Origin of the sequence: Cellulophaga baltica 18 (assembly GCF_000468615.2) — a bacterium.
Lineage (GTDB): Bacteria > Bacteroidota > Bacteroidia > Flavobacteriales > Flavobacteriaceae > Cellulophaga > Cellulophaga baltica.
The window spans coordinates 2,695,057-2,713,986 of the sequence record NZ_CP009976.1 but is presented as its reverse complement, the minus strand read 5'-3'; the positions used below and the strand labels follow the sequence as shown (position 1 = coordinate 2,713,986).

Genomic DNA, 18,930 nt, shown 5'->3' with positions numbered 1-18,930 from the left:
CCTATGAAAAGTATCCGACTATTATTTGTCTTAATTTTATTTTCGACTGTAGCCCTTGGGCAAGAAATACGAAAGGAAAGTTTGTTTGAAGGGACTTACAACAATGAGCCCATTCAAATTTACATTCAATCTTTTATGCAGGAATGCACGGGAGATATTTATTATAAAAGTATTGTACGTTTTCTTGATGCGGATAGAAATGAGAAAACTTGGCGAAAATTTGTAGTTTATGCAAATGACAATAATGGTTTTTTATTGGTAGATGACTACTGGAATTCTGGCAGGTACACTAACTACCTTTTTATTGAACAAAATGGATCTGAATTTAAAGGATATATTAAGAATGAAAAAATACCAAAAAAAGAAGTTTCCTTATATAGAAATACAATACGATCTGATTTTTCTGAACTAAGAGAAGAAGTTCAAAGCTTTGAAGATACGGATGATTGCTAGCCAACACTACAAGACATCATAAAACAACTCAAAAACTCCAAATTAAAAGAAAATGAATTTTTACAGCCTCAACAAAAAAGCCCCAAACGTAAGTTTTAAAGAAGCAGTAATTAAAGGTATTGCTCCCGACCGCGGTTTATATTTTCCCGAGAAAATCACACCACTGACTAGTGATTTTTTTGAAAATATAGAAGATATGTCTACGATAGAAATTGCCCATAAAGCAATTAGACAATTTGTCTCTGATGACATTGATGATGATAAACTCAAAACTATATTAGAAGACGTTTTAAACTTTGACTTTCCTGTTGTGGAAATTAATAAAAATGTAGGAACCCTAGAACTGTTTCACGGACCTACACTAGCATTTAAAGATGTAGGTGCTGGTTTTATGGCTAGGTGTTTAGGCCATTTTTCTGAAGGTAGCAAAAACGAGGTGACGGTATTAGTGGCTACCTCTGGAGATACTGGAGGTGCTGTTGCTAATGGTTTTTTAGGCGTAGAAGGTGTAAAAGTTGTAATCTTATACCCTACAGGTAAAGTAAGTGATATTCAAGAAAAGCAACTTACCACACTGGGCAAAAATATTACCGCCTTAGAAGTAGATGGTACCTTTGATGATTGCCAAACCATGGTAAAAACCGCCTTTCTAGATCAAGATATTACGAGCCTAAAACAATTAACCTCTGCCAATTCTATAAATGTAGCACGCTGGTTACCTCAATTATTCTATTTCTTATTTGCTTACAAACAAGCAAAATCTCAAGGAAAAGAGATTGTGTTTTCTATTCCGAGTGGAAATTTTGGTAATATCTGCGCAGGTATTGTTGCGCAACAACTTGGGATGCCTGTAAAACACTTTATCGCTGCTACAAATGTAAATGATGTAGTCCCTAGATTTATGAATACGAAGAGTTATGATCCTAAACCTTCAATAGCGACTATATCGAATGCTATGGATGTAGGAGATCCTAGTAATTTTATAAGAATTAGACATATCTATAAAGATGACTTTAGCACCATAGAGAAAAATATATCTTCTTATGCGTTTACAGATGAGGAGACCAAAGAAGCCATGTTAGAGCTGTATAATGACTATAATTATATTGCAGATCCTCATGGAGCGGTTGGCTATTTAGGCCTTAAAAAATACCAAGAAACAAATCCTGACACTTATGGTATTTTCCTAGAAACAGCACACCCTGTTAAGTTTTTAGATATTGTAGAAGATACGATCAAAGAGAATATAGATATTCCTAAAAAGATTATCAAACAGATGAACAAAAAGAAAAAATCTATTAAAATCTCTACCTATGATGAATTAAAGGACTATTTGATAGGTTAATTTTTTTGTTTAAAAATTATTAAAAAAGGGTATTCACATTAAATGAATACCCTTTATTGCTATCAACTAAATAACAAAAAATTATCGTTTTTCTAAAAATGTTTTGCGAAGAAGTCATAAACAACAACCTCACCATAATTTAGAGGATCATCGGTATCACTACCCTCTTTTTCAGAATTACTTTGCGTATAGTTCCCTATTTTGAAATAAGACTGGTCATAATCTAAATCCATTAGCACAGCATTGCCTTCATCTAAAACAAGGTATTGTGTGGCAGTACCATTTTCATAGTTTGCCTTTAAATCACCATCTTCACTATAGTAACAGTAATGCTTACCATCTATGACCTCAAAAATTACTTCGTGGTTAGTTCCTAAATTATAATCTGTTTTTATGGTAACATCGGTTCTAAGTTTATTACCATTAAAGCTTAAAAATAGATGAGCATCTTCCAACCTTAATACCATAGCATCATCAATCCCAGCCTCTTTATCACCATGAATTTGAGTTCCTACAACATGACTTTTATTTATAGGTAGCTGCGTAAATGCTTGTTTTACGTAAACTACATGTGTACCTGCGGTTGTCCAGTAAATGTCAGCGGTACCATCTTCTGTTCTCTCTCTAAGTTCAGAGCGTATATAGGTAGAGTTTGTTGTGGTATTGTTAGTACTTCTAATTGGTGCTTTAAATACAATTCCGTTTTTAGCTTCATTCACATAGAAATATTCGTTGTTATCCTCATCACAAAGGGTCTTATCTTCTGCTCCATCAGGATACGTAATTTTCCATTGTGCACAATTAGCCATCAAATCTGCCGGAATTTTAGCGGTGCCACTCGTTTCCTCAGGAGTAGTGTCATCTTCTGGTACTGTTGGATCTTCAGGTTCCTCTACTTCTTCTACCGGGGTCTCCATTTCTTCAGCCGCACTAGTATCTTCTTCTAATGTACTTCCTTTATCTGAGCAATTCATATTTGCGCCTAAGATCGCAATAGCTATAAAAAATTTAAAAAAAGTAGTACCTAAGCTTTTCAACATAATTGGAATTTAAAAATTACTTTTTGGTAAACCAAATTGGTTCACCAATTACAAATATCGTAAATAAATAGCAGCTATAGCGCTGTACATACAATATTTCGTTGAATGGCTTCATCTTTATCAAAAAATAAGCCTAAAAAAAAGGGTATTCACATTTCTGCGAATACCCTTTACTATTGACTAACTAACTCAAAAAAATTAAAACTATTCCTTAATCATGATCTACGAAAAAATCATAAACCACTACTTCACCATAATTATTAGAGTTTCCGGTAGAACTACCTTCTTCTTCAGCATTACTTTGTGTGTAATTTCCAATCTTGAAATAGGATTGATCATAATCAATATCCATTAAAACACTATTACTACCATCCTTTACTAAATAAGAGGAAGCTGTACCATTAAGATATTTACTTCTTAGATCACCATCTTCACTATAGTAACAATAATGCTTACCATTTTTAACTTCGAAGATTACTTCATGAACAGTTCCTAAGCTATAGTTAGATTTTACCGTTACATCACTTCTAAGTTTATTACCATTAAAACTTAAAAATAAATTAGAACCTTCTAAACGTAAAACCATTGCATCATCAATACCAGCAGCTTTATCACCATGTATTTGAGTGGCTACCAAATGATTTTTTTCAATAGGTAAATGTGTAATTGCTTGTTTTACATAAACTACATGGGTACCATCTGTAGTCCAGTAAATATCAGATTTACCATCTTCCGTTCTTTCTCTAAGTTCAGATCTTACATAATCAGAATTAGGAGTAGTTCCGTTATTACTGCGAATAGGAGCTCTAAATACCATCCCATTCTTTGCACTATTTACAAAGAAATATTCATTGTTAGCCTCACCACAAAGTGTTTTATCTTCTTCTCCGTCAGGATAGGTGATTTTCCATTGGTTACAGTTACTCATTAAATCTGAAGGAATAGAAGCATTCCCTGTTGGCGGGTTGGTTGTACCTCCACCATCGCTCTCGCCACTAAATACTTGAACCTCTGCTAATGATAATGCATTTGTTCCTTTTAGTTTAATACGAACTCTTGATCCTGTTACGCCACCTGTACTAATGGTTACTGAAGGATTAGGTGTGCTTGTAATCGTTGTTTTATAAACTTGTGTCCCTGCATCATTGTATACAAAAACATCAAAATTATTTAAGCGTGAAGAACAACAGCTATCAGTTCTGTTCCATATAACAATATCTCCAATGGTATAATCATCACCCAAACGCACTTGCCACCATGGGGAAGAACTATTAGAAGTATGCGTTACACTACCTTGACTCCAAGCTCCTGAAGTATTCCCATCTACAGCAAGACCAGGAAGACCTGCACTAGAAGAATAGTTAGAAGATTGTTCTGCTGTTTTACCTAAAGCAAGATTATCACTTACCGTAGTTTGACTAACACTTACTGGAGTAATTTTAATCCAGTTAATGTTCCATCCACCACCTGTTGCAAGTAATTTTAATGTACTGGTCCCAGCAGATAAATTAACGGTTTTAGAGGTGGTTACCCAACTTTGGTATCCTCCTGTAGCCGCTTTATTTACATTTGATAATTTTGTATTCCCTTGGTAAAAATCAAACTTAGATGCGTTGGACTTAGAAGCTACTCTAAATTCAAATTTGTAGCTTCCTGAAGCTGGCACCGTCAGTGAATATTCTAGATAATCTCCTGAGTCTATCCATCCAACATTACTACCTCCTCCACTATCCGAAGTTGATTCTGTTTGGATACCCTTCATACCATCAAAGTTTTCTGCTTGAATGGTCTGCGCATTAGTCGATGAAATAGTCACATTAGGCGACACCAATAAATTTTCATCTGAAAGATCGTTTTCGGCACAATTAAAAGCTAAAGCTAAAATTGGCACTGTTAAAAGTCTTAAAACTGTTTTTGACTTCATCAATTTTTGTGTGTTTTTCATAATACTTAAGTTGAGTGTTTCAATTGGTACTCCAATTTGGATTACCAATTTGGTTGACCAATTATAGACCCGAAATATTTAAATTCCAAATTAAATGTCATTTAATCGATGAAATCCATCTTTTTGACCGATTTTTTTAAAGAATTGATAATCTTGAAGAAAATAATGTAAGACTGTTCAATGAATATTCTCTGGCATTAAAGTGACATATCTAACATATTTTCAATAATTTTGAACGACTAAATAAATTAGAAATGAAAAACACCGCATTAACAGAAATACACGAAAAATTAGGCGCCAAACTTGTTCCTTTTGCAGGATTTAATATGCCTGTATCTTATGAAGGCGTAACTATTGAACATGAAACCGTAAGGGCTGGCGTTGGTGTATTTGATGTTTCTCATATGGGAGAGTTTTTAATTAGTGGACCAAATGCTCTTTCATTAATTCAAAAAGTAAGCTCTAATGATGCCTCCAAGCTATCTATTGGTAAAGCTCAATATAGCTGTATGCCAAATGAAACCGGCGGTATTGTTGATGATTTAATTATTTATCAAATAAAAGAGGAGCAATACTTATTAGTAGTAAATGCTTCTAATATTGAAAAAGATTGGAACCATATTTCAAAATACAATACGAATATTAGTGCAGATATGCGCAACATATCTGAAGACTATTCCCTATTGGCTATTCAAGGACCGAAAGCTGTAGAAGCAATGCAGTCTCTTACCAATGTAGATTTAGCTACTATTAAATTTTACACTTTTGAGGTCGCACCGTTTGCAGGTATTGACAATGTTATAATTTCTGCCACTGGTTATACTGGTTCTGGAGGTTTTGAAATTTATTGCAAAAACACAGAAGTAGCACAAATTTGGACTAAAGTATTTGAGGCTGGAGAAGATTTTGGAATTAAACCAATTGGCTTAGCCGCTAGAGATACCTTACGTTTAGAAATGGGGTATTGTTTATATGGCAACGATATTAATGACACCACGTCTCCTATTGAAGCAGGTTTAGGATGGGTTACAAAATTTACTAAGGATTTTGTAAATAGCGAAAATTTAGCCAAAGAAAAAGCAGAAGGTTCTAGCAGAAAACTTATTGCATTTGAACTTGATGAAAGAGGTATTCCGCGTCATGATTATGAGATCGTAAATGCCGCAGGTGAAAAAATAGGTATAGTTACTTCTGGCACCATGTCTCCATCAATAGGAAAAGGAATTGGTTTAGGATATGTACCTAAAACAGCGAGCGCATTAGGCGAAAAAATTTATATTCAAATTAGAAAAAAAGCAATCCCTGCAACCATAGTGAAATTACCATTTTATAAAAATTAATGATTAAATACCCCGATATACTTCACAACATACAACTGGAAATTAATAAGGTTTCTGATCGAGGGAACGTGGCGAGTTATATTCCCGAGCTCTCAAAAATAGATCCTCATAAATTTGGTATGCATATTATTGATGCCAACCAAAATGAATTTTCCGTGGGCGATTCTGAAGAAGCTTTTTCTATTCAAAGTATCTCTAAAGTTCTCTCACTGAGTCAGGCAATTGGCCTTATCGGGGAAGAGCTTTGGAGTCGTGTTGATGTAGAACCATCGGGAGACCCTTTTAATCATTTATCGCTATTAGAACAAGAAAACGGTATTCCAAGAAACCCCTTAATAAATGCAGGGGCCATTGTTGTTGCAGATATACTCGTGTCTAAACTGAAAAATCCTAAAGAAGATTTTTTAACATATATACAAGAGATATCAGGAGATAAAAGCATTAATTTTGATGCTGATGTTGCTACCTCTGAAAAAGAAACAGGTTTCAGAAATTATGCAGCCGCCAACCTATTAAAATCATATGGGAATTTACACAATGATGTAGATACCGTTCTTGATTTTTATTTTCACCAATGTTCTTTAGCTCTAAACTGCAAGCAGCTTACCAAGCTCTTTTTCGTATTTATGAACCGCGGAAAATGTTTGCAAAACAAGACTTATTTAACCACCAGTCAAGTAAAACGAATTAATGCATTAATGCTAACATGCGGTTTTTATGATGAAGCCGGAGAATTTGCTTTTGAAGTGGGGCTGCCTGGTAAAAGTGGTGTAGGCGGAGGAATTGTGGCACTTTTACCCGACAACTACTGTGTAGCTACATGGTCTCCGGGACTTAATAAAAAAGGAAACTCTAAATTAGGCATGTTAGCGTTAGAGATGCTAACTACTGCAACAAAGCAGTCAATTTTTTAAAAGGTGGATAAAAAGAAAATTCTTATTCTTGGAGCCAGTGGCTTTATAGGCAATGCTATATATAAAGAGTTATGCAACTACTTTAATACCTATGGCACCTATTTTACTGCGCGCAAAGGTTTTGATAAAAACAAACAGTTCTACAGCTATAATTTAGAAGAAGACGATATTCACGAAATTTTAGAACTCGTACAACCAGATATTATAATATCTGCTTTGCGAGGCAGCTTTCCGGCGCAAATTATTGCACATGAACACCTGGTAGAATATGTAATGCAAAGTCATTGTAAGCTGTATTTTATATCATCTGCCAATGTATTTGATTCTTACAGCAAATACCCTTCTTATGAATATGACAAGACCTTATCGGAGAGTATCTACGGGCGCTTAAAGATAAAAATTGAAAATATGTTGCTTCGTATTCCTAAAGAAAAAATGGCCATCCTAAGAGTACCTATGGTTTTTGGAAACGGTTCACCTAGAATAAAGGAAATGAAAGCAAGTATTTTAAATAATGATCCCGTAGAAGTATTTCCTAATCTAGTTTTAAATGTGACCCATGATTTGAAACTTACACAACAAATACATTATTTAGTAAGTAAAAACAAAAGCGGTATTTATCATTTAGGAAGTAATGACTTGGTGCATCATGATGAATTTGTAAAGGAAATTTTAAAACGTGTAGGAAATTTTTCTCCGCTATTTAAAAGTGTTTACACCACCAATGAGGAGCGCTATTTGGCCGTTTTACCAAAAGATAACAAACTACCTAAAAACTATCAAACCACCTATGAAGAGATTATTAACGATCACGTTATAGGTTAACATTATATGTATTAAAAAAAGAACTATGGAAGCATTAAATTTATTAGAAATAGAACGTATTTTAGAACAATTAGACGGTTGGGAATATGTAGACGGCGCCATTGAAACTTCTTTTCAATTTGAAAATTTCAAAGAAGCTTTTACCATCATGACTCGTATTGCATTTGAATGTGAAGCACAAGGCCATCACCCAGATTGGAGCAATGTTTACAATTCTTTACATATTCGATTAAACACACATGATGTAGAAGGTGTAACCGAAAAAGACTTTAGATTAGCTAGAGCTATAGAAAGTATTGTTGATAGTGAATAACCTATCTTTGACTTTCACTTGTTAAAAATGCAAATTATATTAAATTTGTATCTACTAATATTATAATCAGATTTAGAAATGGGAAGAGCTTTTGAGTTTAGAAAGGCACGTAAAATGAAAAGATGGTCCGCAATGTCTAAGGCGTTTACGCGTATTGGAAAAGATATTGTAATGGCAGTAAAAGATGGCGGCCCAGACCCAGATACTAATTCAAGATTAAGAGCTGTTATACAGAATGCAAAGGCTATTAACATGCCCAAGGATAATGTAGAGCGCGCAATAAAAAGAGCAAGCGACAAAAGTCTTGGCGATTTTAAGGAGGTTCTTTTTGAAGGCTACGCACCACATGGTATTGCTATCTTAGTAGAAACAGCTACAGATAACAATACTAGAACCGTTGCGAATGTCCGTAGTTATTTTAATAAATGTAATGGGAACATGGGAACTTCTGGTTCCGTAGAATTTATGTTTGACCATACATGTAATTTTAGAATTCCCGCAGAAGGTATTGATCCTGAAGAACTAGAATTAGAAATGATAGATTTTGGTGCGGAAGAAGTTTTTGCAGATGAAGATGGTATTTTAATCTATGCTCCTTTTGAAAGTTTTGGTGCCATTCAAAAAGAATTAGAAACCAGAGAATTGGAAATTTTATCTTCTGGTTTTGAAAGAATTCCGCAAGTAACTAAAGAATTAAATGAAGAAGAAGCTGCTGATGTAGAAAAGCTTCTAGAAAAATTAGAAGAAGATGATGATGTACAAAACGTATATCACTCCATGCAAGAATAGCATATAGCTAATTTTAATACCCATAAAAAAAGCTTGTTGATTGTAAATCAATAAGCTTTTTTTTATTTGGAAACATCCCAAAAGCAGGCTACTATAGCGTTATTGGACTATAAAAATGCCTTTAGCATGGTACTTATTCAACGCTAAAACTCTTTTTAGGAATTCTACCTAATACGCCCCTGAAAAAGGATTTGTATAATTTAAAATCTGCCGCTTGGTCTTCTGTGGGCTTGTAAGCTCCAGAAATTCTTATTTGTTTTTTCCCATAATCAAAAGCGACCATCACCACGGGTACTTTAGCTGCTTTCGCTATAAAATAAAATCCTGTTTTCCATTCCGTAACTTTATTTCTGGTTCCTTCTGGGGATAAAGCCAATCTAAACTTTTCTTTACGGTTGAAGATATCTGCAATAGCAGAAACGGTATCACTATTTTTATTTCTAATGATGGGTGCACCGCCAACTTTCTTTAAATACCACCCAATAGGCCCTACAAAAAGGCTCTTCTTTCCTATAAAATTAATTTCTTCCTTCCATATTCTTCGCACTAAAAGGCCTAAGAAAAAATCGGAATAACTGGTATGAGAAACCACAATCATAACACACTTTTTAACATCAGGAAAATCCCCAATAAGTGTCCACCCCATTAGTTTAAAATAAATAAATTTCGCGATAGCATGCATCATAGGATGAATTTATTTTACGTTATATCTTTTTAAATAGTTGCAGTAAACGATCATAGGTCATTATTTCTTTCCAATTATCTCCTAGTGCATTTTCCCACAACGGCACTAAACCAAAAGATACTTGAATCATAATATCAAATTGTTCCTCTGATAAACCGGCACAAATACCGGTAGGCAATTTAATTTGATGTTTTTCTTGCATCTGCTTAAATACTTTCACACCTTCTGGATAAAATTCTTCTAGGTATTGAAAAACCAAACAATTACCAATACCATGTTTTACGCCCAACAAATAAGACAATCCGTAACTCATAGCATGAGCAATACCCACTTGAGAATAAGCAATACTCATACCCCCATGCCAAGAGGCCATCATTAACTTATCCCGAGATTCTTCTTTTGAAATATCACCTAGATATACCTCGTGACACAAGTCTAGCGCTTTCTCACCATAACTTTGACTAAATGCATTTAAATAAGTACCGTTCAAAGACTCTATACAATGAATATAGCAATCCATACCCGTATAAAACCATTGTTCTTTCGGAACACCATGTGTTAATTTCGGATCTAGAAGTACTTGATCAAAAGGCGTATGATCAGAATTAATACCCAGTTTTTTCTCTGGCCCCATGAGTACAGTAGTTCTTGAAACTTCTGCTCCAGTACCACTAATGGTTGGTATCCCTACATGATAAATAGCTGGTTTTTTAACAAGGTCCCAACCTTGGTATTCCGCTGCACTTCCTGGATTGGTAAGCATTATAGCTACAGCTTTAGCTACATCTAATAAGGTACCGCCACCAATACCTACGATCCCAGAAGGCATTTCTGTGAAACTCTCCTTTATTTTAGCTACGAGAACATCTACTTGCGCTGTTTTAGGCTCCTCCTCTGATGAAATAAATATAATTTGATCATTAAAAAGCAAGGGAACTTCTGTAATTAAAGGTTGCCCTTCAAACACATCGTCTATAAAAAATATAAAAGGTGCTTCTGAGCTCTTACGCTTTGGCATTAAAATTTCTCCTAATTGAAGAAAACTCCCATGACCAAAAACTACTCTGGGTACCATTGGAAAATTCCTGTATTTCATTCCCTATTATTTATATGAATTTAAAAATTCTTGAAATTTATCAAAGAAAAGACTTAAATGATATCCATCTATTAAAGCATGATTAACACTTGCGGCTATCGTCATTTCAAACTTACTATTTGATGCTTCTGCTTTTCCGAAAGCAAATTTAGGAACAGATTCCTTTACCCCTTTAAGTGGCTCCTTATGACCCTGAATAGGAATCCAAGGCATTGAAGAGCAGTAAATACAATCTAAAGTATTCACTGGCGGAAACAATGAATCACTATTAAAGATCCGTTCTTTTTCTCTGTTTAAATTATTGATAAACGTCAAGAGCTCCTCACTAAACGGAACAAAAGAAAAGCCAAATGTTTTATTAGGTCTGAGAATTGTAGCTGAAGCATGAATGGTATCATAGACAGCTACCTTATCATCTTCAATTCTATATTTAAAATTCTCCACAGAATTTATCGCACGCATGCAAGCATGTAAATACACCGCAAAAAAAGACAAACTATATTCTTTAGCGTAAGCCTTTGCTATCGTTACATCTACTTTTGTTGTTACAGAGAAATATGGGTCTAAAAAAGAATTAAAAAAATGAAAATGCTCTTTTCTATCCCAAGTATCTAAATCTAAAAACTTCATAGTTACACAAGTTTCAGTAGCTCTTTAAGTCCGCTAATTGTTTGGTATTCTTTTCCATTTGTTTCATGATCTTCTACTTGTTCATGCTGCCAAGTTGTATGAAACGGAACGTGTATTGCTTTTGCTCCAATATTAATAAGCGGTAACACATCAGACTTAAGTGAGTTTCCTATCATTAAAAACTCCTTTACATCTATTTCTAAATGATCTAAAAGATTCTGGTAGTTAGATTCTTTTTTATCACTTAAAACTTCTACATGATGAAAGTAATCAGACAAATTAGAACGTTCTAATTTACGTTCTTGATCCAACAAATCTCCTTTAGTCAAGACAATTAAACGATACTTTTTTGATAACTGTTTTAGTACTTCCTCTACATCTGGCAACAATTCTACAGGTTGAGAAATCATCTCTTTTCCTATATCTAAAATTTTATGTAGGGTTTGATGCTGCACTTTATTATTTGATAATTCTAAGGCAGATTCTATCATAGAAAGTACAAAACCTTTGATACCATACCCATACAATTCGAGGTTTTTAATCTCCATTTTAAAAAGATCCTGATCTATAGTATTCTTAGTTTCGTACCCTTCCAAAAGACTAGCAAATTTCTCTTCTGCTTCTCTAAAGTAGGTCTCATTCACCCAAAGGGTATCATCTGCATCAAAACCAATAACTTTTATTTCATCGTACTTTACTTCCATGCTTTTATTGCTCTTTCCAAATCTTCTGGAGTGTCTATTTCTATTCCTGAAACAGTAGTTTCTACCATTTTTAATTTTTTACCATACTCTAAATACCGGATAGCTTCAATTTTCTCAGTAGCTTCTAGAGCTAACATTGGCAAGCGTTGAAAATCCATTAAAGCTCTTTTTCTAAAGGCATATATTCCTTTATGCTTATAGTATACGCTCCCCACCTCTTTTGCTCTAGGATAAGGTATTGGAGAACGCGAAAAATACAAGGCAAAGTTCTTATTATCTACAATAACCTTTACCGTATTTGGATTACTAATTTCTTCCCAATCCGTAATTTTCACCATCAAGGAAGCCAAATCTATCTCTTTAGCAGGATCATTATCAAAAACGTCTAGCACACTTGCAAGACTTTCTTTTTCAGTAAAAGGCTCATCACCTTGTACATTTACAATAATATCAACATCCATAGCTTCTACAGCCTCTGCGATACGATCACTACCACATTCGTGCTCTTTGACACTCATTATAGCTTTTCCACCAGCTTCTACAATAACATTAAAAATTACGTCGCTATCCGTAACTACAAAAACATCATCAAACAAATTGGTATTAACAGCAGCTTCGTAAGTTCTTAATATTACAGGCTTACCCTGTAAATCCTGCATTAATTTAGCAGGAAAACGAGATGCCGCGTAACGCGCAGGTATCATTGCAATTCTTTTCATGTATTCAATATAAGATTTGTAATTAAGCTCTTCTAGGTCTAATTTTTCTATAAATCCAGAAAATAACAGCTAAGATAATCACAACTAATACACCTGCAATTATTGGAGCAAATATTGATGCTGTGGTGACCACCATTGCTGTACCCGTTTCTACCGTAGATACAATAGGATTGGCTAGTCCGCCTGTCGTTGAAGTAGAAGCCAGTCTTGTTGTTGCTGATGCTCCCTTTATAGCAGTTGCAGTACCTCCACCAGCTATAATAGCTAATGACCACGTAACAACAGGATCTAAATTTGCAACCGTAGATACCATTACCGCAGTACCTGCTATTGCCGCTAAAGGTACCGCTGCACTATCTAAAAGGTTATCTACCCAAGGAATGAAGTAGGCAAATATTTCTACTAATGTAGCAACACCCAGCGCCACAACCGCCGCCAAACTCCCTATCCATTGCCAACTATCATTTAGTTCCCAAAGGTTAAAATAAGAAGCTAAGCTTAGTGCAAATAAAGGTAAGAAAACTCTAAACCCTACAGAAGCTGCAAGCCCTATCCCTAAAAAAATACTCAGTATTGTTTCGGTTGTCATGATGCGAAATTAGGAATCTAAATTAATCTATTCTGAATCAAGAAAAAAATCCTTCTTAAATCCTATTAAATACAACTTGTTTTTTGCCCGTGTTACTGCGGTATACAGCCAGCGCATATTCTCCTTATCCATACCGTTTGGCATGTACGGTTGTTCTACAAATACCGTATCCCACTGCCCTCCTTGAGATTTATGACAAGTAATGGCATAAGAGAATTTTACTTGTAAGGCATTAAAAAATGGATTATTCTTTACCGCTAAAAACTTTTTATATTTTGAAGTTTCGTTTTCATAATCTAAAAGTACTTCTTGGTATAGCCTGTTCCCATCTTCATAAGGCAATGAAGGTGCTTCTGCAGTAATAGTATCTAAAAGTAGTACGGTATCAAAAGGTTTCTGATTAGGATAATCAACCATTTTTACACTCACTTCTGCAAATTTAAACGAATATAGCTCCTTAATAGAGTAAATTTCTAAAACTTCAATAATATCACCATTCGCAATAAAACCAGCCTCAGACTCTGGTTTCAACCAAAAATAATTGTTCTTGACCACCATCATATAATCACCCACTGATATTTCATTCTCTAGGTACAAAATGCGCTGCCTAATATTTTCATTATAAAGGTTGGCTCGTTTATTAGAACGAACAATAAAAGCTGTTTCCTCTTTACCATTCTGAGAGTAAGAATCTTCTATAGCCTCTAAAATTTCGTTGCCTTCAATAAGCCGAACGATATCTTTAAAAGGAGCTACATCAAATTTAAAATCATCATAGAATTCACTTTGCAATTGTTCCCGCAAATTAGTGGCATTATAGAGAATACCAGAATCTCCTGCTTGCCTTACTACTTGGTCTAATTCTAAAACAGAAACTTCCTTATTGTAATTTAAACCTAATTTTCCAGCGTCTAAAGCCGGACTAATATCTAAGCGCACCGGAGGCAACTGTGCCGTATCTCCTATTAAAATAAGTTTACAGCCATGACCAGAATACACAAATTGCATAAGATCATCTAATAAAGAACCATTCTCAAACAACTTAGAATCTGCTGGTGCATCCGGAATCATTGAAGCTTCATCTACAATAAAAATGGTATTTCTATGCTTATTTGGTGCTAAAACAAACTTGACACCTCCTCCTCGTTCTTTTTTGGGGAAATATATTTTTCGGTGAATTGTTAATGCTGATGTCTTTGAATAATTAGACATTACCTTGGCAGCCCTACCTGTTGGCGCCATCATAACCGTTTTCATATTGGTATTCCACAGGTTGGTAACTATGGTACCTATTATTGTAGTTTTACCAGTTCCCGCAAAGCCTTTTAATAAGTAAACCGTGTCTTTCTCTTTCGATAAGACAAAGTCTGCTAAATCTTTTAGAGCATGACTTTGAGCATGTGTAGGATCGTGAGGAAATTTTTCTTTTAAAATTTTATAAAAAGAAGCGGAATCTATAGCTTTCATATATGCTCAAAGATAATGATGATTTTTAAGCACAAATACTTTTGTGATTAAAAAAAAATTGTAGATTTGTCATAACCACTTAAATTAATTAACACGAAAAAAAAATGAAGATCGTTTTACAAATTATACTTTGGATTGCATGTATTGGGTTTGGGTATTTGATTTATAGTTCAGTTAATGCTCCAATTGAGTTTGCTAATGTGAAAGAAGAGCGTTTCCAAAAAGTAATTAATACTTTAAAAGATATTAGAAACTCTCAGGAAGCGTACAAAAGCTCTAAAGGGGAATACGCAAAGGATTTCAATTCATTAATTAATTTTGTTGAAAATGGAAAATATACCATTACACAACAAAGAGATACTTCATTTTTAGAATTTAATGAGCAATTTGGTATTGACATGCTTGTTGAAAAGAAAATTATTGACACTTTAGGTTTTGTATCTGTAAAAGATTCTTTATTCAAAAAAGATACTCGTTACAAAACAATGATGAATGTTCCTGAAGCTCCAAATGGTGAAAAATTTACTATGGATGCTAAGAAGATTGACAAAAGTGGATTTAGTGCGGCAGTATTTGAAGCTAAAGTTGCTAAAGAAGTTGTTCTATACGATCAGCCAAAAGATTTAGTTGCTAGAGAAAAAACATACGTGAACGTTGAAGAAGTTAACGGTCCTGATATTAGAGTAGGATCACTTGAAGAGGTAAGTACCAACGGTAACTGGCCACCGATATATGACAAAAAAGAAAGAAATTAATACTACCAACTCTGAATTGAGTTATAAAAAATTGTCCATTCAGATTAGTTTGAATGGACTTTCTTTTTGTGTCTTAGATTCAGTTGAGAATAGCATTATAAAGCAGGAACATATTTCCTTTAAAGAAGAGGTAATTCCTTTTCAACTTTTAAAGAATTTAAAAGAAACTCTTGAAAAGTTTGAAATTACTAAAATGTCTTTTTCGAACATTACGGTAATTCACAGAAACCCTCTTTTTACCTTAGTACCAAAGGCGCTTTTTGATCCAGAAGAGTTACCAAATTACCTTAAGTTTAACGCTAAAATCTTAGCGAACGACCAAATCGCTTACGATGAAATTAAGAATTATGACATTGTAAACATCTATGTACCTTTTACAAACGTCAACAATTACATCTATGAACTCTTTGGTGAGTTTGAATATAAACATAGTGGAACCATCCTAATTGAAAGTTTACTTAACAATTTCACAGCAGGGAAAGAACCAATTTGCTACGCACACATTACAGAACAACAAGTAGATATCACTGTAATTGCAAATAAAAATTTAGTATTCTATAATAGTTTTATATTTGAAACTAAAGACGATTTCATATACTATATTTTATTTACTATTGAACAACTAAAACTTGATACTGAAACCATCAAACTGAGGTTATTTGGCAGTATTGAAGAAGGAGACGAACTCTACAACCTTATCTTTACGTATGTTAGAAATGTTGATGTATTTATACCATCAAGTCTTTCGCAACACCTCAATGATAAGGATAAAAAAACAATTGATTTCACTACACTAAGCGCTTTTTAATGCGAATAATATCAGGAAAACACCGAGGAAGAAGATTAACAGCACCATCAAAACTACCCGTTAGACCAACAACGGATATGGCTAAAGAAGGTTTGTTCAATATCTTAAATAACGATTATTATTTACCAGATATTTCTGTTTTAGATTTATTTTCAGGAACAGGAAATATTGCTTTTGAGTTTGGCTCTAGAGGATGTACAACAATTACAGCCGTAGACGCTGATCAAGGTTGTGTGAAATTTATAACCGAAACTACAGAAAAGCTAGAATTACCGATTTCTACGATCAAAAGCGATGTGTTTAATTACCTAGAAAAAACAACATCGAAGCATCATATCATTTTTGCAGACCCTCCTTACGATCTAGCCATTGAAGATTTTGAAAAAATTCCTGAATTGGTATTTTCGAGAGAACTTCTTTTAGAAGACGGGTTGTTGATTGTAGAACACTCCAAACATACCGATTTATCTAAGCTAGCCCACTTTAGCAAGCAAAGAAAATATGGCGGTAGTGTATTTAGCTTTTTTGAGTAAATTTCAGCGCACGCATACCATTTATAGGATAGTGCCGTTTGCTACTCATATATAATCGACAAAAATCAACCGATGAAAAACCTAAGTTTTCCAATTAAATTCGTTTTTAATGTTTCCTCTTTTGCAAATGATTTTACTGCTACCGATGCCTCAGGACAGACCGTAGCTTATGTAAAACAAAAAATGTTTAAGCTTAAGGAAGATATTTCCATCTTTGAAAATGAAAGTAAAACCAAATTAAATTTCAAAATTAAAGCTGATAAATGGATTGATTTCTCTACAGCGTATAGCTTTACAGATGCGGAAGGTCAAGAATTAGGAAAAATCGCGAGAAAAGGTTGGGCTTCTATCTGGAAGGCTAAATATGAATTAATAGACCAAAATAAAAACTTACAATACCATATTCGTGAAGAAAATGCTTGGGTCAAAGTATTTGACAGCATGCTTGGTGAAATACCAGTTCTTGGAATGTTCACAGGCTACTTATTTAACCCTTCCTATATTGTAACAGACTTAGAAGGTAAGAACGTCGCCCGTTTAAAAAAAGAAGCCTCTTTTTTTGGTAGAAAATTTGAAGTTTCAAAATTAACGGATATTGATGTGGATGACGAACAACGTATCACATTAGGATTAATGATGATGATTCTTCTTGAAAGAAGAAGAGGATAAAAAAATAAGTTTAAATACCCAGGATAGGTAGTATTGGATTGTTAGTCTCAAAACTATAAGACCTCCAAAAACTACCTTCCTCCTTATATTTCCAAACTATTTCACCCTCTACTGTTATCTCCCAAAGACCATAATCACCCTCACAAATCAAAGTATTACCATTCAACAAACGAACGGCTCCAGAAATTCTTTCGCTGAATAAATCTGCATCCGTAAAACTCCAAACTATTTTAGGCTCATTATCAGTATTCGCCTGAAGATTAAAAACTTCCGGCATTTCCAACTCATAAACGGTAGATTGACCTGATGTTCTTCCATTATTATAAATCATTAAGTTTCCTTCTCCAGGTAAGCCTTCATCTATTATATTAGGAAAATGATTACGATCAAGAATCGTATTTCCATTTAAATTATCGTAGGCCTCTGGATTTCCAAAACGATATATTAGATCACCACCTAAACCGTAACTTCCACCCAGTGCACCAGAAGCCTCTAAAGTCGTAGTACTGTGATCTAAAACCCATACCTCATTATAATAATTAACACTTAAATAAATTATATCTCTAGATGAATCATACTCAATGGCATTCGCATGCATTATATCTCCACTAGGTTCATCATAATAGTTAATATCTATTTTATTTGGGTGTTCCGAAATAGCTGCAAATGATTCAAAACCCGTATTTACATCCTGAATCATATGATCCCAAGCACGCCATTGCCAAACAATATCTTTCGTTTCATAATCAACTTCAATTAATTTTTCAGTATATAAATCATGCTCTACAAAAACTCCGAATGAAGCTGCAGTTTCCATCGAAATTCTTTCCCATGCCAATATTAATATATTTCCATTAGGTAAAATCTCAATATCATGATGCGCTATATAATCTTCTGAAGAATAAATAAACTCCCACTCAATAGAAGAGTCTGCATTGATCATCTGAATAACCCCCCCATAACCACCAAAAGTAAATGAAGGTTCTTCAGATTTAAAGATTCCCAAAATTTGCCCTGTGGGTAAAAGTTGTAAATCGTTACCTAAATTAAGTTCAAAATCCCATGTATATAATTTAAAACCTTCTTTATTCAATAAATAAGCACTTTTACCACCATTTTCAATCACTAGTACAATATTATCAGAGACTAATTTCGCATTATAAACCTCAATATTTTCAGATAAATCTACCGAAATAATGTCCATATCTCTTATTTCCTCATCGATAACATTGGATGCTATCTCCGTATCCTTCTTACAACCAACTATCAACAAAAAAATAAGCATTGATAAAGTAAAGATATACCTCATAG

Annotated in this window: 21 protein-coding genes; 11 read left to right on the top strand and 10 right to left on the bottom strand. The window is 34.1% G+C overall.

Going from position 1 to position 18,930, the window contains the following annotated elements; translation table 11 throughout:
* Positions 1–3: 3 nt before the first annotated feature.
* Positions 4–453: a hypothetical protein gene (locus M666_RS11610; protein ID WP_139150259.1), complete on the top strand. Its 450-nt coding sequence runs from the start codon at positions 4–6 to the stop codon at positions 451–453.
* Between the two features lie 52 nt (positions 454–505).
* Positions 506–1,798 (top strand): threonine synthase, encoded by a 1,293-nt coding sequence (thrC, locus tag M666_RS11605; protein WP_029445974.1) that lies wholly within the window; start codon positions 506–508, stop codon positions 1,796–1,798.
* Between the two features lie 92 nt (positions 1,799–1,890).
* Here thrC and M666_RS19975 read toward each other — a convergent pair whose 3' ends face one another.
* Complete coding sequence (locus M666_RS19975; protein ID WP_029445973.1) at positions 1,891–2,838, bottom strand: polysaccharide lyase family 7 protein; 948 nt, start codon at positions 2,836–2,838, stop codon at positions 1,891–1,893.
* A gap of 211 nt (positions 2,839–3,049) precedes the next feature.
* Positions 3,050–4,783, bottom strand: coding sequence for a polysaccharide lyase family 7 protein (locus tag M666_RS20855; RefSeq protein WP_029448670.1), 1,734 nt, complete (start codon positions 4,781–4,783; stop codon positions 3,050–3,052).
* Positions 4,784–5,037: 254 nt separating this feature from the next.
* Here M666_RS20855 and gcvT point away from each other — a divergent pair, with 254 nt between their 5' ends.
* The 5 genes from gcvT to M666_RS11570 all read left to right on the top strand — a co-directional run bounded on the left by gcvT (position 5,038) and on the right by M666_RS11570 (position 8,964).
* Positions 5,038–6,123: a glycine cleavage system aminomethyltransferase GcvT gene (gene gcvT / locus M666_RS11590; RefSeq protein ID WP_029445972.1), complete on the top strand. Its 1,086-nt coding sequence runs from the start codon at positions 5,038–5,040 to the stop codon at positions 6,121–6,123.
* Positions 6,123–7,037 carry a glutaminase gene (locus tag M666_RS11585; RefSeq protein WP_029445971.1) on the top strand — a complete coding sequence of 305 codons (915 nt, stop codon included), beginning with the start codon at positions 6,123–6,125 and terminating at the stop codon, positions 7,035–7,037. The genes gcvT and M666_RS11585 overlap by 1 nt, the downstream gene beginning before the upstream one ends.
* 3 nt (positions 7,038–7,040) lie before the next feature.
* Positions 7,041–7,862: a sugar nucleotide-binding protein gene (locus M666_RS11580; RefSeq protein WP_024480143.1), complete on the top strand. Its 822-nt coding sequence runs from the start codon at positions 7,041–7,043 to the stop codon at positions 7,860–7,862.
* Positions 7,863–7,887: 25 nt separating this feature from the next.
* Positions 7,888–8,175 (top strand): 4a-hydroxytetrahydrobiopterin dehydratase, encoded by a 288-nt coding sequence (locus M666_RS11575; protein ID WP_024480142.1) that lies wholly within the window; start codon positions 7,888–7,890, stop codon positions 8,173–8,175.
* A 78-nt stretch (positions 8,176–8,253) separates the two neighbouring features.
* The gene (locus tag M666_RS11570) at positions 8,254–8,964 is read left to right on the top strand and encodes a YebC/PmpR family DNA-binding transcriptional regulator (RefSeq protein WP_024480141.1); all 711 of its coding nucleotides are present in this window, start codon (positions 8,254–8,256) and stop codon (positions 8,962–8,964) included.
* 133 nt (positions 8,965–9,097) lie between these two features.
* Here the strand turns inward: M666_RS11570 and M666_RS11565 are convergent, their stop codons facing one another.
* From M666_RS11565 to M666_RS11535, 7 genes are read right to left on the bottom strand one after another with little or no spacing between them, the layout of a single operon-like run.
* Complete coding sequence (locus M666_RS11565) at positions 9,098–9,646, bottom strand: 1-acyl-sn-glycerol-3-phosphate acyltransferase (RefSeq protein ID WP_029445970.1); 549 nt, start codon at positions 9,644–9,646, stop codon at positions 9,098–9,100.
* Positions 9,647–9,668: 22 nt separating this feature from the next.
* Positions 9,669–10,745, bottom strand: a complete 1,077-nt coding sequence (locus M666_RS11560; RefSeq protein WP_024480138.1) for an iron-containing alcohol dehydrogenase family protein — start codon at positions 10,743–10,745, stop codon at positions 9,669–9,671.
* Between the two features lie 6 nt (positions 10,746–10,751).
* Positions 10,752–11,375, bottom strand: coding sequence for a CatA-like O-acetyltransferase (locus M666_RS11555; RefSeq protein ID WP_029445969.1), 624 nt, complete (start codon positions 11,373–11,375; stop codon positions 10,752–10,754).
* A 2-nt stretch (positions 11,376–11,377) separates the two neighbouring features.
* The gene (locus M666_RS11550) at positions 11,378–12,079 is read right to left on the bottom strand and encodes an HAD family hydrolase (protein ID WP_029445968.1); all 702 of its coding nucleotides are present in this window, start codon (positions 12,077–12,079) and stop codon (positions 11,378–11,380) included.
* On the bottom strand, positions 12,070–12,798 hold the full coding sequence (gene kdsB / locus M666_RS11545; protein ID WP_039325679.1) for a 3-deoxy-manno-octulosonate cytidylyltransferase: 729 nt from the start codon (positions 12,796–12,798) through the stop codon (positions 12,070–12,072). The genes M666_RS11550 and kdsB overlap by 10 nt, the downstream gene beginning before the upstream one ends.
* A gap of 22 nt (positions 12,799–12,820) precedes the next feature.
* On the bottom strand, positions 12,821–13,387 hold the full coding sequence (locus M666_RS11540; RefSeq protein ID WP_024480134.1) for a DUF4126 domain-containing protein: 567 nt from the start codon (positions 13,385–13,387) through the stop codon (positions 12,821–12,823).
* Positions 13,388–13,414: 27 nt separating this feature from the next.
* Positions 13,415–14,854, bottom strand: coding sequence for an ATP-dependent DNA helicase (locus M666_RS11535; RefSeq protein ID WP_024480133.1), 1,440 nt, complete (start codon positions 14,852–14,854; stop codon positions 13,415–13,417).
* 104 nt (positions 14,855–14,958) lie between these two features.
* Between M666_RS11535 and M666_RS11530 the strand changes: the two genes are divergently transcribed.
* The 4 genes from M666_RS11530 (at position 14,959) to M666_RS11515 (ending at position 17,619) form a co-directional block, all read left to right on the top strand.
* Entirely contained in the window at positions 14,959–15,609 is a 651-nt protein-coding gene (locus M666_RS11530) for a hypothetical protein (RefSeq protein WP_024480132.1), read from the top strand.
* The gene (locus tag M666_RS11525) at positions 15,587–16,417 is read left to right on the top strand and encodes a DUF3822 family protein (RefSeq protein WP_029445966.1); all 831 of its coding nucleotides are present in this window, start codon (positions 15,587–15,589) and stop codon (positions 16,415–16,417) included. Before M666_RS11530 ends, M666_RS11525 begins: the two co-directional genes overlap by 23 nt.
* Positions 16,417–16,950, top strand: coding sequence for an RsmD family RNA methyltransferase (locus M666_RS11520; protein ID WP_024480130.1), 534 nt, complete (start codon positions 16,417–16,419; stop codon positions 16,948–16,950). Before M666_RS11525 ends, M666_RS11520 begins: the two co-directional genes overlap by 1 nt.
* A 72-nt stretch (positions 16,951–17,022) precedes the next feature.
* A complete protein-coding gene (locus tag M666_RS11515; RefSeq protein WP_029445965.1) occupies positions 17,023–17,619 on the top strand; it encodes an LURP-one-related family protein in 597 nt (198 codons plus the stop codon).
* Positions 17,620–17,629: 10 nt separating this feature from the next.
* Here M666_RS11515 and M666_RS11510 read toward each other — a convergent pair whose 3' ends face one another.
* Complete coding sequence (locus M666_RS11510) at positions 17,630–18,928, bottom strand: aryl-sulfate sulfotransferase (RefSeq protein WP_039325675.1); 1,299 nt, start codon at positions 18,926–18,928, stop codon at positions 17,630–17,632.
* Positions 18,929–18,930: the final 2 nt, after the last annotated feature.

Coding starts and splice junctions, on each gene's coding strand:
- M666_RS20855 (WP_029448670.1), bottom strand. CDS start 4,783: ATGAAAAACACACAAAAATTGATGAAGTCAAAAACAGTTTTAAGACTT.
- M666_RS11610 (WP_139150259.1), top strand. CDS start 4: ATGAAAAGTATCCGACTATTATTTGTCTTAATTTTATTTTCGACTGTA.
- thrC (WP_029445974.1), top strand. CDS start 506: ATGAATTTTTACAGCCTCAACAAAAAAGCCCCAAACGTAAGTTTTAAA.
- M666_RS11520 (WP_024480130.1), top strand. CDS start 16,417: ATGCGAATAATATCAGGAAAACACCGAGGAAGAAGATTAACAGCACCA.
- M666_RS11540 (WP_024480134.1), bottom strand. CDS start 13,387: ATGACAACCGAAACAATACTGAGTATTTTTTTAGGGATAGGGCTTGCA.
- M666_RS11550 (WP_029445968.1), bottom strand. CDS start 12,079: ATGGAAGTAAAGTACGATGAAATAAAAGTTATTGGTTTTGATGCAGAT.
- M666_RS11560 (WP_024480138.1), bottom strand. CDS start 10,745: ATGAAATACAGGAATTTTCCAATGGTACCCAGAGTAGTTTTTGGTCAT.
- kdsB (WP_039325679.1), bottom strand. CDS start 12,798: ATGAAAAGAATTGCAATGATACCTGCGCGTTACGCGGCATCTCGTTTT.
- M666_RS11510 (WP_039325675.1), bottom strand. CDS start 18,928: ATGAGGTATATCTTTACTTTATCAATGCTTATTTTTTTGTTGATAGTT.
- M666_RS11555 (WP_029445969.1), bottom strand. CDS start 11,375: ATGAAGTTTTTAGATTTAGATACTTGGGATAGAAAAGAGCATTTTCAT.
- M666_RS11525 (WP_029445966.1), top strand. CDS start 15,587: ATGACAAAAAAGAAAGAAATTAATACTACCAACTCTGAATTGAGTTAT.
- M666_RS19975 (WP_029445973.1), bottom strand. CDS start 2,838: ATGTTGAAAAGCTTAGGTACTACTTTTTTTAAATTTTTTATAGCTATT.
- M666_RS11575 (WP_024480142.1), top strand. CDS start 7,888: ATGGAAGCATTAAATTTATTAGAAATAGAACGTATTTTAGAACAATTA.
- M666_RS11535 (WP_024480133.1), bottom strand. CDS start 14,854: ATGAAAGCTATAGATTCCGCTTCTTTTTATAAAATTTTAAAAGAAAAA.
- M666_RS11530 (WP_024480132.1), top strand. CDS start 14,959: ATGAAGATCGTTTTACAAATTATACTTTGGATTGCATGTATTGGGTTT.
- M666_RS11565 (WP_029445970.1), bottom strand. CDS start 9,646: ATGCATGCTATCGCGAAATTTATTTATTTTAAACTAATGGGGTGGACA.
- M666_RS11515 (WP_029445965.1), top strand. CDS start 17,023: ATGAAAAACCTAAGTTTTCCAATTAAATTCGTTTTTAATGTTTCCTCT.
- M666_RS11585 (WP_029445971.1), top strand. CDS start 6,123: ATGATTAAATACCCCGATATACTTCACAACATACAACTGGAAATTAAT.
- M666_RS11570 (WP_024480141.1), top strand. CDS start 8,254: ATGGGAAGAGCTTTTGAGTTTAGAAAGGCACGTAAAATGAAAAGATGG.
- gcvT (WP_029445972.1), top strand. CDS start 5,038: ATGAAAAACACCGCATTAACAGAAATACACGAAAAATTAGGCGCCAAA.